The organism is Pantoea stewartii subsp. stewartii, assembly GCF_008801695.1.
GTDB classification, from domain to species: domain Bacteria; phylum Pseudomonadota; class Gammaproteobacteria; order Enterobacterales; family Enterobacteriaceae; genus Pantoea; species Pantoea stewartii.
The window spans coordinates 65,262-79,345 of sequence record NZ_VZPF01000007.1 but is presented as its reverse complement, the minus strand read 5'-3'; the positions used below and the strand labels follow the sequence as shown (position 1 = coordinate 79,345).

Genomic DNA, 14,084 nt, shown 5'->3' with positions numbered 1-14,084 from the left:
ACCAATCGATGAGCGGGCACAGCAGAGTGTTCTGGCAACATGACTGACGGTGTCACCACGATGCAGCATCAGCATGGCGGTGAGCCGCCGGGCGTGGTTTTTGTCCTTTGTTTTATGGATAGTTTTCTGCATCAGGCGTCGTTCGGTTCTGGGTATTGGTGCTATGATCGACATTGCTCAGTCCGGCTGGTGATTTGGGATATTCAGCGATTGATCAGATCGCATAAACCGGACTGAGTTCCCTCTAAGGGATCTACTATTCCGAGCAGTTATTTAGTCGTTCAGCGATGGTCTGCGCATCATGGTTGCCCAGTACCACAGCATGCGGATGCTGTAACCGGGCAAACACCGGCAGTATGGCGGCATAGCTTTGCCAGTGGCGATCCACCAGATCGCCCAGCGTCACCACAAAATCCAGCGGCTCCGCGTTGAATGCCTTGATGGCCTGGCTGAGTTTATTAAGGCCATTGCGGTAGTAAAGATTGTTGCTGATATCCGGGTCCACATCAGCATACTGAGGATCGGCAAGCAGACCAAAACGGATGCCATTATCTCTGACGGGCAACGCACGTAACGATGGCGGCTGATACAGCGACGCAATAGCCGCCAGCAAGGTACGTTGTGACGGGCTGAGAGTGTGCGGCGTTAACATGTTATTTTCCTTACCGAATGCCTGCGCGCATAAATGACTGGATAAACTGGCGCTGGAACACCAGAAACAACAGCAACAGCGGCAGCGTTGTCATGATCGTTGCCGCCCCAATCAGTGCCCATTGCACGCCCTGCTCCGGTGCCGAAAATAACTGCAGTCCTACCGTCAACGGACGGACTTTTACAGAATCCGTAATAACCAGCGGCCACAGAAAATCATTCCAGTGGAAACTAATGGAGACCAGTGCAAAAGCGATATAGATTGGCCTGGCCAGCGGAATATAGATTTTGCGCAGGATATAAAACCGACTGGCGCCCTCTACAATGGTCGCTTCTTCCAGCACCACAGGGATGCTTTTAAAGGTCTGGCGCAGCAAGAAAATCGCAAATGCTGAAGCAAAATACGGCAAGGCAATGCCGGTCAACGTATCGCGCAAGCCCAGCGCACCAATGGTTTTGTAATTATTCAGGATCAGGACATCCGGGCTTATCATCAGCTGTAACAGGATAAGCGCGAACAGAAAACCCGAATATTTCAGGCGAAACCTGACCAGCGCGTACGCCGCCATCGTGGCCAGGATAAGCTGACACACCACAATCATGACCACCAGCATTATGGTATTCAGGAAATAGCGGCCAAAGGGCGCGGCGTGCCAGGCATCCGTGAAATTTTGTAGCGTCAGGGGTGCCCACAGCGAGAAGCTTCCCTGATCGGCCGCCGGGTGAACCGCTACCCACAACGCCACCAGTATCGGTAACAACCACAGCAGCGCCGCCAGCCAGATAACCATATTCAGACACAGTCGGCCCGCAGAGAATTCAGGCTTCATTGATAGTGCGCTCGCTTATCCAACAGGGAAAATTTCAGCACCGCAATCAGGGCTAAAATCAGCAGCAATACGACGGTCATCGCCGCTGCCGCAGGGAGATCCCAGTAGCTGAATGCCGTACGGTAGATATAAAACAGCAACAGGCTGCTGCTGTTGTCCGGGCCACCGTTGGTCATCGCAATCACCTGATCGACGATACGAAATGCATTCATTGAGGCATTAATCAGCACGAACAACGTCGTCGGCATCAGTAACGGCCACTGGACGCGGCGAAAAAAATACCCCTTTGACGCCCCTTCGATTTGTGCTGCTTCGCTGAGGCGCGGATCGATCTGCTGTAACGCAGCCAGATAAAAAATCATAAAAAAACCAGCCTCGCGCCAGACAGAAACGGCCATCAGGCACCCGAGCGTCGTGCCGGGTTCGCCGAGCCAGTTAACCGGTGCGACAGAAAACAGCGCAAGCAGCTTATTCAGAAGTCCCAGCTGTGGTGTGTAGAAAAACAGCCACAGATTGGCGATGGCTATCATCGGCAGCAGAGAGGGAATAAAGAAGGCTGCACGCACAGCGGCGTTACCCGCCAGCCGTCGGTTAACGGCCAGGGCCATCAGTAACGCCAGGGAAACCGCAAGCGGTATAGTGATCAAGGCATACAACAGGTTATTCCACAGCGACCGGATAAACACATCATCATCCAGCAGCGCAGCGTAGTTATCCAGCCCAACAAAGTGGGCCGGATGACCTGCACGGGCAGCGCTGAACAGGCTTTCCCACACCGTTGCCAGCGCAGGATAATGGGTAAACAGCAGCAGAAAACCCAGCGCCGGTAAAATCAGCAAATAGCCACACAGCTGAAGTGAACCGCGCCGCACACGCGGTGCGGGCGTTGCTGTTGCCGCCATGTTCATCGCCATCCCCTTACTGATAGGCCTTCAGTAAACGATCGGCCTGCTTCTGTGCCGCTTCCAGTGCCTCAGCCGGGGTTTTAGACTGCGTCACCGCCGCCTCAATGGCATGGTTCAGGGCTTCCTGTATCTGCACACTGTTGTAGGTAGAGAGTTCAGGCTGGGCATATTTCAGTTGTTCACGAGCGACCAGCGCCTGAGGAACCTGCTTCACATAGTCTTGCATCGCTGGCGTTTCCCATGCTGCCGGGGAGGTAGCGACATAGCCTGTCGCAATACTCCAGCGCGCCGCCTGCTCTGGCGCGGTGACCCAACGGATAAATTCCATGGCGGCTTTTTGCTGTTCCGGTGAAGCACTTTTGAAAACATAGAGATTACCGCCGCCCGTTGGGCTGCCGCGCTGTGTTTTTTCAGGCAACATGGCAACACCAAACGGGAATTTGGCATTTTTGCGCACCACGCTCAGGTTGCCGGTGGTGGTAACCATCATGGCCGTTTTACCACTGAGGAAATCCTGTGGCGTCGTGCCCCAGGCAATCGCGCCTTTCGGGGAAACGCCCGCCTTCTGGCCTAAATCGGTCAGCCATTGCAGCGTTTCGACATTGTTGGGCGTATTAAAATAGACCGCCGTGCCCTTGCCGTTATCCAGATGCGCACCGTTCGTGGCCGCAAAGCCCTGGAAAACCCAGTAACCATTGGGCGTCGTCGGGATTTCGATGCCCCACTGACTGACGTTATCGCCGTCTTTCACGACCAGTTTTTTACCGAAATCCACCACCTGCTGCCAGTTCGCAGGCGCTGTATCAGCAGCCAGACCCGCTTTTTCAAAGCGCCTGTTTATTCCAGTACAGCACCACCGTCGAGCGCTGAAAAGGCACGCCCCAGACTTTGCCGTTGATGTGGCGCAAAAAAGCGGGGTAAAAGCTGTCGATCCATTTTTTACCGGCGTCATCCTGAGCCAGATCGCTGGCCGCCACAATAGCCCCTGCATCCATCAGAGAGTAGGCTTCGATATCACCAATGACCGCCATTTGCGGCGCATTCCCGCCACGAAAGGCGGTTAAGGCTTTCGTAACCGTTGTGGCGTAGTCACCGGTATAAACAGGCTGAATGCTGACCTCAGGATGAATTTTTTCGAAATCGGCCACCAGCGCTTCCACGGTATGGCTGATCGCCCCACCGACCGCGATAGGGTAATACATTTGCAGTTTGACCGGCTCGGCGGCAAAGACTGCCGTGCTCGTCGCGATAAGTAAGGCTGAAAGCAAACGTGACAGACGAATGGCTGGCATGATTTTCCCTTAGGTAAAAGTTAAACGGCGTATTGTTTGAAAGAGGCAGACATCTGCTGTTCAGCGTGTAAACAGCGTTTACCGCTCGCAGTGGAAAACAGGTATTGCTTATCGACAGGCCATTGCAACCCGGTCAGATGACCTTCGTTAAAACGTTTCATGCCCGGCACGGTAACGGTTAAAACGGCCTGGCTGCCTGTTAGCTGACAGACTACTAACGTATCTGCGCCCATGTATTCGTAGTTCACGACGTTGGCAGTCAACCCCGCACTGTGAGGATCAATGAACTGGATATCTTCCGCCCTGATCCCCAGACTGAGCGCCGTCTCAGACGACTCGCTGACCACAGGCTGAGTGGGCTGGCTCAAAAAGTGCCTGCCGTTGACAGAGGTCAGCGGCAGAATATTCATGGGCGGCGCACCGATAAACTGCGCCGCAAAAATACTGGCCGGATTGTTATACAGGTTGTCTGGCGTATCATGCTGCTCAATCCGGCCGTCATTTAGCAGAATGATGCGGTCAGCCATGCTCATCGCTTCCGTCTGATCGTGGGTGACATAGAGCATCGTCAGGCCCAGCGCTCTCTGCAGCGCACGAATTTCGCGACGCATACTTTGGCGCAGCTTCGCGTCCAGGTTAGAAAGGGGTTCATCCATCAGGCATAAGGTGTTGTTGGCAATCACGGCACGTCCGAGTGCAACGCGCTGTTGTTGGCCGCCCGAAAGCTGTGCAGGTAACCGATCCAGCAACGTCTCCAGTTCCATTAATTTGCTGACGCGGCTCAGGCGGCCAGCAAATGTCTGCCTGTCCTCGCCGCGCGCTTTTAAACCAAACAGCAAATTTTCGCGAACGCTGAGATGCGGAAACAGCGCATACGACTGAAAAACCATCGAAAGTTTGCGCTCTGATGGCGGCAGGTGCGTGATATCGCGATGACTGAAACTGACCGTTCCCTCATCCGCGGTTTCCAGTCCGGCGATCGTCCGAAGCAGCGTCGACTTACCGCAGCCTGACGGACCTAACAGCGCTACAAAGGTTCCTTCTTCCGCTTCGAAACAAATGTTATCCAGAGCAGTTTTTTCGCCCCAGCGTTTAGTGATGTTGTGAAGCGCCAAATGGCTCATAGCTTCGCCGCTCTGCCAATGAGAATGGCAGTAAGCTAGCGGAGCAAAATGAAAGATTTATGGCTGAAAAGTGTCAGCAGAATGACAGAACGTGATGTGATTATGGCGGCTAACGGTTCTGCAAGGTGCAGAGACGGTTAAGCGTTGTGCCGACAGGCTATCGACGCCCTTCGTGTCGTGCTGCTGACAGGACCTGATCTGATTCGTTTGAAGGCAGTTAACCTGTTTTGGTGGGTGAAAGCCAGTACGGTTAAAGAGCACAGCGCACTCTTTTGTTATCCTCACGACACGATTTTTAAAGGATGATGTCAGGAGAGATGATGAGCGAGATAATTAACCTGTTTACCCGTCACAAAAGCGAACGCAGCTTCACCGATCAGCCGGTCGATGATGCCATTCTGGATCGCATAATCAGCACTGCTTATCGCGCGCCTACCTCCGTAAACTCACAGCAGGTTTCTCTGGTGGTGACACGCGATCCGGCTAAACGCCAGACTATCTCGCAAATCGCGGGCGGCCAACCGTGGATCGCTAAAGCCCCTGTCTTTATCACTGTGGTGCTGGATATGCATAAATCACGGATGGCGATGGCCGCCGTAGGCAAAGAGCAAATTGCCCAGCAAAGCATTGAAAGTATTGTTTCTGGCTCGACGGATGTGGGTATTGCCCTGGGAAGCATCATGGCTGCAGCCCGTTCAGAAGGACTGGGCATTGTGCCGATTGGTGGTATCCGCCGCGATCCTGACGCCATGATCGAACTACTTAACCTGCCAGAATATACCTTCCCGGTCGCAGGTGTGGTTATCGGCTATGTTGATCAACCCGCGTTTCAGAAGCCACGCCTGCCAATGCAGACTTTCCGTCATGAGGAAAGCTACCATACCGAAGGCCTGGAACAACAGATTGCCCACTATAACGCCGAGATGGTGCAGCACTGGAAAGATACAGGCCGCGCCGACGGCGAAAGCTGGAGTGACAGCGTGAGTGGCTATTACCAACACATCTATTTCCCCAAAGTCCTGCCTGCACTGCATAAGCAAGGCTTCGGTAGCGACAAGTAAGACACCACTGCCCGGTGCTGATCCGGGCAGCGGCACTGAATGGCGAGACGTTACAGACTAGCACCGTTTCGCCCTTCGTGTTTTGTCCGGTACAAGGCATCATCCGCACGCTTGATCAGTGATTCTGCATGCTCTGGCCCTTCACCAGCCTCCGTAGCCGCCACCCCCGCACTGAGCGTAACGCAACCCGTTGTGAGCCCCGTTGAGACATGAGGTATGGCCCATTGTCTGACGGTCTCGACCACACTTAAGGCAACGGTCAACGCATCCCGGGCCGACGTATCGGCCAATACAATCGCAAATTCTTCGCCGCCATAACGGGCCGCGATATCCGTGCGACGTTGGGCAAACGTTTTCAGTATCTGGGCGACCTGCTGTAAGCATTCGTCACCTGACACATGGCCATAAGTATCGTTGTAGCGTTTAAAATAGTCGATATCGAAAAGGATCAGCGACACCGGCCCGCCGCTGCTGCGCGCATGGAGCAGGCTTTTTTTCAGGAATTGATCGAAATAGCGACGATTTGCCAGCCCTGTAAGCCCGTCCGCGTTTGCCAGACTCTTCAGCGACTGATTCGCGGCGGTGAGCTCATCGCGAAGATGCGTCAGTTCAAGTTGATAACGCAGGCTGCGCCTGGCTTCATTCCGGATAAATATCCAGAGCAGAATAATGCCCACCAGCAATACAAGGCTCAGTAAAACCCCCTGCACGCGGCTTTGCATCCACTCTAAAAAAAGCCGTTTGGTATCAAATCCCGCAGTCACAACTACCGGATAACGGCTGGAGCTGACAAAACCAAATATTCGCTTTTCGCCATCCAGTTCGGCTTTCCACTGGCCGCTTCCGCGCTCGGCATTGGCTAATAACTGATGGAAAAGTGGACTGGAGGAGAGGTTTTTGCCGATATAGCTGTCTGGCAAAGGGCGCGCATACAGCACCGTACTGTCTGCCAGCATAAGCACCAGTAAATCCTGCGGGCCGATAACAAAGTTATCGTAATAATGGCGGAAATAATCAATGCTAATCGTGGCGAGCAGCACACCTTTGAAGCCGCCATAGTCGTCATTAATCCGTAAGGATACCGGGATGACATAGCGTCCCGAGCTGCGGCTGCGGAGCGCCGGACCGACATGCACGCTGCTACGAAGATTATGTTGATGGAAAATAAAATACTCCCGGTCAGCATTGTTATTTCCTTTGGGCATCTCAGTAAGCGAACTGGCTATCCATCGCCCTTGTGAGTCAAAGTAAAACATGTCCTCCAGTTGAGGAAGGCGACTTTGTAAGGTGCGCATGATGTTATTGACTTCCGCCACGTCAATATCCGTTCCGGGCTGGGACTGAATAACGCGCTGTACCTCGCGCAGAGAAAGTTCGATTTGCAAAAAGGTATCTTCTGCCTGACGGGCCTGTGCGACAGAGAGATCAATCGCACGCTCCTCGGTTGACCGGACGGTTCTCTGCCAGTCCATGTGCAGCGTCCAGGCATTAACCACAATCACGCCCAGCGTCAGTAAACTACAGGCCAGTGTTATGCTTCTGAGCAGCGGGGAAAGGCGCATCATTGCAGCATCTTTTTTACGACGTAATTCCATGCCGGTTTACCGTTTTTTCGCTATGGGATACCGCAACATATCAGAAATAACATGTTAACAATGACAACCACACAGGCCATTTCTGCCAACTGTGTTTAGTGTAGATGACGGTTACGCTTTCACGCGCATGCTGTGCATGTCAGCGAGAGGAAAGAGAATCTTCTCCGGCGGTGGAAGCATAATGCGGCAGGGCGAGTGAGCTGATTATCAGGTTTCCCCTCTGCCCTCAGAGACAGAGGGGAAGATGCCTTAACGTCGACGACGCCACCACCAAAACAGCCCCCCAATGACCACCAGCACGCCTGCGACCATCGCCCCCCGGACCAACGGCAGCAGCAGTGAAGGCTCACCGCCCTGACGCAATGCTTTCACGCGCGCCGGAGTGATGCGCACTGCACTGTTGCCGATGTCCTGCATCACGTAGTTCGTGACATCGGCAATTTGTGTGTCATTTAAGGTCTTGGCAAAACTGAGCATGCCCTGCCCTTTTGCAGGCCAGACACCGTCCAGTATGACCATCGCCACGTTATCCGCATTGGGTTTCTCCAGTACCGGATGTTTGGTTAAGGCAGGCAGGCCGTTAAGTCCCTGTCCTTCCAGGTTATGGCAGGATGCGCAGTTATTACGGTAAATCTGCTCGCCGTCCGTCATATCCGATAACATATCAGGTGTATCGTCCCCGGTGACGGGCGTCAGACCGACAGTGGGCTCCTCGCTGTCGGCATCGGCATCCGTGCTGTCGTCTTCGTGATCGACAGCAGGCAACAGGTAGGTCGCGATAGCGGCCCGATCGTCCGGCGTCATCCGCGAAAAACTTTTGTCGATGGCTTCCAGCATCGGACCGGCCGCCGTTGCACCATTATCGGCGTGACCGCTGGCGAGATAGGCTGCCAGCGACTCGCGTGACCACTGATCGTCACTTTGTAACGCAGCAGACGTAATCGCTGGCGCATACCAGGTCCCGAGAGAAGCGCCCTGTAACGATTTATCCGACTCCTCCGCCATCAGGAAATTACGTGGCGTATGGCAGGTGCTGCAGTGGGTTAACCCTTCCACCAGATACGCGCCGCGATTCCATTCAGCAGACTGGCTGGGATCGGGAGTAAAAGGCTTGCCGTCAAGGAACAGAAGATTCCACGCCGCCATGCTGAAGCGGAGATTAAACGGAAACGGCAACGCCGTTTTTTCTGGCTGTGTATCATCTGCTTTTACACCGTACATAAAATAGGCATAAAGCGCGGAGATATCGCTGTCGTTAATCCGGGCATAGGCGGTATACGGCATGGCCGGATAAAGATGGCTGCCATCCGCGCGAATGCCCTTGCGTAAGGCATCGGCAAACTCACCGTCCCTGAACTGCCCGATTGAGCACGGGCTGACGGGGCCGCGTCCGGGCCAGATTTCTTCATCCACATCAAACGTGACGCCAATCGCGGGGTGATCGCAGAGGTTACGGCCCACAGTGTCCCGGGCATTGCCGATGCCCTGTGGGAATCTCTCGCTGGTGGACATCAGCAGCAGCTTAGGCGTTTCAATCGCATTGGCCGCCAGAACAAATGTCTGCGCCGTCACGCGATGGCGGGTTTTATTCCAGTCATAATAGTTTGCGGCCACAATCCGCCCCTGCGCATCGTGCTCAAGTTGATAAACGACAGCTTCAGTGATTACCTGTACGCCGCTGTCTTCCGCCTGCTGAGCGGCCAGGCCACCGTGATACTGCGCGTCAATGGGGCACACGGGCATGCAGTTATTGTTTCCACAGCAGGCCGGTCGGCCATCGTAACTTCGGCTGTTGCGGCCGGTACTGTCATCCAGTACGGTGAAGTCTGGCGCGAGTCGGGCCGTGACACGTTGCTGCAACCAGGAGGCTGGCACCCGTTCCATCGGAAACGGCTTACTGCGAGGCGAGCCGTTGTCCGGCGATCCGCCGACGCCAGCGATGACTTCGGCTTCATAGTAATAAGGTTCCAGATCCTGATAGCTAATCGGCCAGTCTTTTCCCACGCCATACAGCGAATGTTGCTGAAAATCATTCGGGACAAAGCGCCACAACTGAGCCGCCCAGTGCCAGCTGGTGCCGCCAAAAATACGAATATATTGCGCATTAAATGCCTGAGGACCCAGTTGCTGCAGATAATCATTGGGTTCTGGGGTATAGCGCGGTTGGGGTGCCATCGGTGAAAAGGGGTACGGTGACATAAAGTCAGACTTAAAGGCAGAACTGCGGAAGCGCTCCACCAGTTCTCCACGGCTGACCTTAGGTCCGGATTCAAGCAGGATAACGGACTTTCCGGCTTTCGCCAGACGCGTCGCCAGTAACGCGCCATTCACGCCTGCACCGATAACGACCACATCAGCCGAATTATTCTTCTTCATGGATAACATTACTCTTGAAAAGAGTCACGGTTGGCTCGCCCAACTGCCACAAACGCCATAGGAGAAGCTCGGTGGAACCAGTTTGTCGTTAACGACCCGATTCGCAAGCGTGTTGATATAGGTGATATAGCGCGCATTTTTGCCTTTGCCGACAATGCCGGTATACCAGCTGCTCAGAATCGCCCCGGCCAGCCTGGCGCTTGCCGCCTCAGTTTCAGCAAACTGCAGGCGTGCCTGTTGTAACAGGTCGGGCTGATGCGTTAACAGGTTGCTGAGATGAAAAAGTGCCGCGCTGAAGTTTTTCTGCGTCTGACTGAACGCATCAAACAGCGCACTGCCTACCGTGTCATTGAGCTCATTCTGTTGTGTCAGTTGCTGTGAAACCTGCATAAACACATCAAGGGCATCTGCCTGCATGTTCGGTTGCGCGGCGTTGAGAGGCGCCAAAGGGAACAGATGGCCGGTCGCACTGGCCACAGCGACAAGCCCAACCATCTTCAGCACGCGTCGGCGTGAATAGTGATTCATCATATTATCCAGGCTTTGTTGAATAATAGGTAATCATTCTGTTTTGTCTGCACTGTTTTGGTAGAAAACGCTGATGCCAGACAGAACACCGTCATACGCAAGCATGTAATGCATTGATTTTATGTTATCTGAAACAACCGTTTTCATAGTACCACAGCATAAAATCCATTTATTCAACAAAGCCTATTATCCAGTCAAAAAGCTGCCTTTCTCTGGCAGCAAATCCTTCTTTGGCATACGAATAGTGTGTTGCCAGAATGCATCGCGTCCTGGATGCTTTGCCTTACGTCATCGCTAAACTTGACGAAGTGATGACTGCGACGACCTGCTCTGATTAACTTTATCGACAAGCCAGCCACTGTCCTTTACGTTACGCATGCAAGAAATCTTTTACCTGTTAGCGGCAAACCCAGCATGATGTTTTGTGATCCTCCAACAGCGCCTGGACAGCGTTATCCTGTTGGCAGTCGTTAAACCAGATGGTTATTTGGGTTATGAATATATTAAATGGATAGTAAACAAATTTGATACGAAGCGGTACTGACCGTTGAGACGGGTGAGGTGTGTGAACCTGTTACGTCAGGCTGTCCTGCGCGTTGTGCCGGCGGCAAGCTGATCTCTTTTTCCAGTCGGTTATTTAGCCGGCCAGACAAGGCTTTATTTTTGTGTGAGAATCCCGGCAGGAAACATGCCAGGCTCAGCAAAATGATCGGGCAACCGACGCCCGTCCAGAACGCAATTGCCAGCAACACGATGGCGGCACCGCTGATGGGACGACGGATGTTATCAAGACAGGCAAATGCAGCTCAAAAAAGTCGACAAACTCACGTGACAGCGTCACACGGATAGCAATCGTTGAGGCATTACGCTTCGCGTTGCGCCACGACCACCGGCACCGCCAACTCTACATAGATCCGTGCAAAAATTCGGGTATCCACCCTACGCCTTGCCGCACCGTTTCCCACATTGTAAAGGCCATTACCGCATGAAGCATGGCCTGGAGCGCATGTCCGGTGATAATGGCACTAATCGCGAACCCGGCTAACAGCGGGTAAAGCAAACAGGAGACATTTTCCGCCATGACCCGCAACAGGGTGAGAGTCAACTTTTTACTGTGACGTCGCCCCAGCGTTTTCAGGGTTGCAATGGCGGTATGTGGCGCGGTATTCGGTAGTGTCGCTCTGGAAGAACACATGATTTTCTTTTCGTAAACTGTTAAAACTGAGCGGTCGCTCAAGTACCAGCGCATCATAATTGCGTGATTGCTCAAAGTTAATTCAGGAGTCAGGATGCAAGCATCAACACAAACCGCCGGGGAAACACTGAAAGAAAAAATTCTGGCGGGCGCCGTCGCGCTTTTTCTTGAAAAGGGGCTCGAAAAGGCCACCACACGCGAGCTCACCGCGACGCTGGGCATTTCACGCAGTCATATCTATCACTATTTTCCTGACTGGCACACGCTGACCTTAACGGCGCTGGAGCGCTTTATGCAGGGCGAACTCGACGACTTCGCCCGTGAACTGGCCGCGCTGGATCCTGAGCAGCAACTATACTGTTTAATCGAAGGACATATTCCTGATGCGGCGGATTCCGGCTGGCAACTTTATGCTTCAGTGTGGCAGATGGCTGGCCATCACGATGATTATGCCGGGTTGGCCGAAAAAATTACGGCCGGCTGGGATGCCCTGCTGTGTCGCATTCTCGAAGCTGGCGTCGCACAGGGATACTTTCGGATTGAGGATGTTGCGCGCAGCGCACGCCAGCTCAATGCCATGCTGAATGGCTATGCCGATCTCCTCAGTATTAAGTCTTCGCCTGAGAGAGTCGAGCAGGTGATGTCTGATATTCATCACTTTGTAAAACTGCTGCGTTAACCGTATCCGCAACAACAGCGTGGCGTTGACGCCCACCGACATTAAAGGAATGTTAAACAGAAGTTATAATTATATTTACTCTTATCCTTATATTGTTTCATCTCTATGGCGCACGTTTTACATTTTTATGGTTGATTAATCTCAAATTTTATCGCTTATCCGCACCGAAACGGTTGCTAACACACTTTATTTTTACTTAGTAAAACGCATGCGTGATCCGATAAGCGCGTGTTTTTTGGCACTTTATTGATTATCTGTTTTAAGAAAAGTTGCTTACTTAGTGACGAAATTAACGGTAAGCAACTGTTTTATATAACAAATGAATTAATAAAAAGACATAAAATTAATCATTGAGTCCTGTGTTAAAAAACAATATATTGGCCGCGTTTTTAACATGAGTTCTAAATTTTATTCACTTATCCAACTGCAGCGTGATGCCACGCCCGGTTGTAGGAGAGATATGATGACGGATAAAGTCCGTATTGATAGTTTGAATGCGAATACATTAAACGGTAACAATGAGTCTTATCTGGCCCGCCAGGCCGAGTTTGAATCAAATGTTCGAAGTTATCCGCGTAAATTGCCGTTAGCGATCGCAAAAGCTAATGGTGTCTGGATCACAGACGTTGAGAACAAACAGTATCTTGACTGTCTTGCCGGTGCCGGAACGCTTGCGTTGGGTCATAATCATCCTGACGTACTGCAAAGCATCCAAAATGTCATTACCAGCGGCTTGCCGTTACATACTCTCGATCTGACCACGCCATTAAAAGACGCGTTCTCAGAATATTTGCTCTCTCTGTTACCGGGTCAGGGCAAAGAGTACTGCCTGCAGTTCACTGGTCCTTCTGGTGCGGACGCAGTTGAAGCCGCGCTGAAACTGGCGAAAAAACACACGGGCCGTTCAGGCGTGATCAGCTTCTCCGGCGGTTATCATGGCATGACCCACGGTGCGCTTTCAGTGACAGGTAATCTGTCACCGAAAGAAGCCGTGGACGGCATGATGCCGGAAGTGCAGTTCATGCCTTATCCGCACCTTTACCGTTGCCCGCTGGGCATTGGCGGCGAAGCCGGTGTTAAAGCGCTGACCTACTACTTCGAAAACCTGATCAACGACGTTGAAAGTGGCGTACGTAAACCGGCTGCGGTCATCCTGGAAGCCGTTCAGGGTGAAGGCGGCGTCAATCCTGCGCCAGCAGAGTGGCTGCAACGTATCCGTAAAGTCACCCAGGAGCACGGCATTCTGCTGATCCTGGATGAGGTTCAGGCCGGATTTGCCCGTACCGGTAAATTCTTTGCCTTTGAACACGCCGGCATTGAACCCGACATTATCGTTATGTCAAAAGCCGTCGGTGGCGGTTTGCCATTAGCCGTACTGGGTATTAAAAAGCAATTTGATGCCTGGTCGCCTGGCCACCATACCGGTACATTCCGTGGCAACCAACTGGCCATGGCAACCGGTCTGACAACGTTGAAATTGCTGAAAGAAAACAACATCGCTGACAGCGTGGCAGAAAAAGGTGAGTGGCTGAAAGGCAAACTGGCCGAGCTGCAAAAACGTTATCCTGCGATTGGCAACGTCCGTGGTCTGGGTTTGATGATCGGTATCGAAATGGTCAAACCAAACGAAGCACAGGATCACATGGGCTGCTACCCGGCTGATGGCGATCTGTCTGCGCTGGTGCAGAAAAAATGCTTCGAAAATGGTCTGATTCTGGAGCGTGGCGGCCGCCACGGCAGCGTATTACGTCTGCTGCCTTCTCTGCTGATCAACCATGATGAGCTTCAGGTTTTCCTGGATAAGTTTGAAAACGCCCTGCTTGCCGCAGGCGTCGAAGCAGTTTAAGT

The 14,084-nt window shown here is 52.8% G+C and carries 10 protein-coding genes and 3 pseudogenes; 3 read left to right on the top strand and 10 right to left on the bottom strand.

Annotated features, from left to right (window positions below; genetic code table 11):
- The 6 genes and pseudogenes from F7Q90_RS03335 to F7Q90_RS03310 all read right to left on the bottom strand — a co-directional run.
- A pseudogene (locus F7Q90_RS03335) lies at positions 1 to 174 on the bottom strand (IS630 family transposase); the annotation flags it as partial.
- A gap of 82 nt (positions 175 to 256) precedes the next feature.
- Positions 257 to 652, bottom strand: coding sequence for a metallophosphoesterase (locus F7Q90_RS03330; RefSeq protein WP_006122088.1), 396 nt, complete (start codon positions 650 to 652; stop codon positions 257 to 259).
- 10 nt (positions 653 to 662) lie between these two features.
- A complete protein-coding gene (locus F7Q90_RS03325; protein ID WP_006122087.1) occupies positions 663 to 1,481 on the bottom strand; it encodes a carbohydrate ABC transporter permease in 819 nt (272 codons plus the stop codon).
- Positions 1,478 to 2,395, bottom strand: a complete 918-nt coding sequence (locus F7Q90_RS03320; protein WP_006122086.1) for a carbohydrate ABC transporter permease — start codon at positions 2,393 to 2,395, stop codon at positions 1,478 to 1,480. The genes F7Q90_RS03325 and F7Q90_RS03320 overlap by 4 nt, the downstream gene beginning before the upstream one ends.
- A 4-nt stretch (positions 2,396 to 2,399) precedes the next feature.
- Positions 2,400 to 3,678: pseudogene (locus tag F7Q90_RS03315) on the bottom strand (ABC transporter substrate-binding protein).
- A gap of 20 nt (positions 3,679 to 3,698) precedes the next feature.
- A complete protein-coding gene (locus F7Q90_RS03310) occupies positions 3,699 to 4,802 on the bottom strand; it encodes an ABC transporter ATP-binding protein (RefSeq protein WP_006122083.1) in 1,104 nt (367 codons plus the stop codon).
- A 320-nt stretch (positions 4,803 to 5,122) separates the two neighbouring features.
- On the opposite strand from F7Q90_RS03310, the gene F7Q90_RS03305 reads away from it, so the two are divergent.
- Positions 5,123 to 5,863, top strand: a complete 741-nt coding sequence (locus F7Q90_RS03305) for a nitroreductase family protein (RefSeq protein ID WP_006122082.1) — start codon at positions 5,123 to 5,125, stop codon at positions 5,861 to 5,863.
- 50 nt (positions 5,864 to 5,913) lie between these two features.
- On the opposite strand, the gene F7Q90_RS03300 is transcribed toward F7Q90_RS03305, so the two are convergent.
- The 4 genes and pseudogenes from F7Q90_RS03300 to F7Q90_RS03285 form a co-directional block, all read right to left on the bottom strand.
- Positions 5,914 to 7,458: a sensor domain-containing diguanylate cyclase gene (locus F7Q90_RS03300; protein WP_006122081.1), complete on the bottom strand. Its 1,545-nt coding sequence runs from the start codon at positions 7,456 to 7,458 to the stop codon at positions 5,914 to 5,916.
- A 249-nt stretch (positions 7,459 to 7,707) separates the two neighbouring features.
- Positions 7,708 to 9,834, bottom strand: coding sequence for an FAD-dependent oxidoreductase (locus F7Q90_RS03295; protein ID WP_006122080.1), 2,127 nt, complete (start codon positions 9,832 to 9,834; stop codon positions 7,708 to 7,710).
- Positions 9,835 to 9,858: 24 nt separating this feature from the next.
- Entirely contained in the window at positions 9,859 to 10,362 is a 504-nt protein-coding gene (locus F7Q90_RS03290) for a sugar dehydrogenase complex small subunit (RefSeq protein ID WP_006122079.1), read from the bottom strand.
- 614 nt (positions 10,363 to 10,976) lie between these two features.
- Positions 10,977 to 11,557: pseudogene (locus F7Q90_RS03285) on the bottom strand (ABC transporter six-transmembrane domain-containing protein); the annotation flags it as partial.
- A gap of 94 nt (positions 11,558 to 11,651) precedes the next feature.
- On the opposite strand from F7Q90_RS03285, the gene F7Q90_RS03280 reads away from it, so the two are divergent.
- Together F7Q90_RS03280 and F7Q90_RS03275 are read left to right on the top strand one after the other, a co-directional pair.
- Positions 11,652 to 12,236, top strand: coding sequence for a TetR/AcrR family transcriptional regulator (locus tag F7Q90_RS03280; RefSeq protein ID WP_006122078.1), 585 nt, complete (start codon positions 11,652 to 11,654; stop codon positions 12,234 to 12,236).
- A 463-nt stretch (positions 12,237 to 12,699) separates the two neighbouring features.
- Positions 12,700 to 14,082 (top strand): diaminobutyrate--2-oxoglutarate transaminase, encoded by a 1,383-nt coding sequence (locus F7Q90_RS03275; RefSeq protein WP_039339318.1) that lies wholly within the window; start codon positions 12,700 to 12,702, stop codon positions 14,080 to 14,082.
- The last annotated feature ends 2 nt before the right edge of the window (positions 14,083 to 14,084 follow it).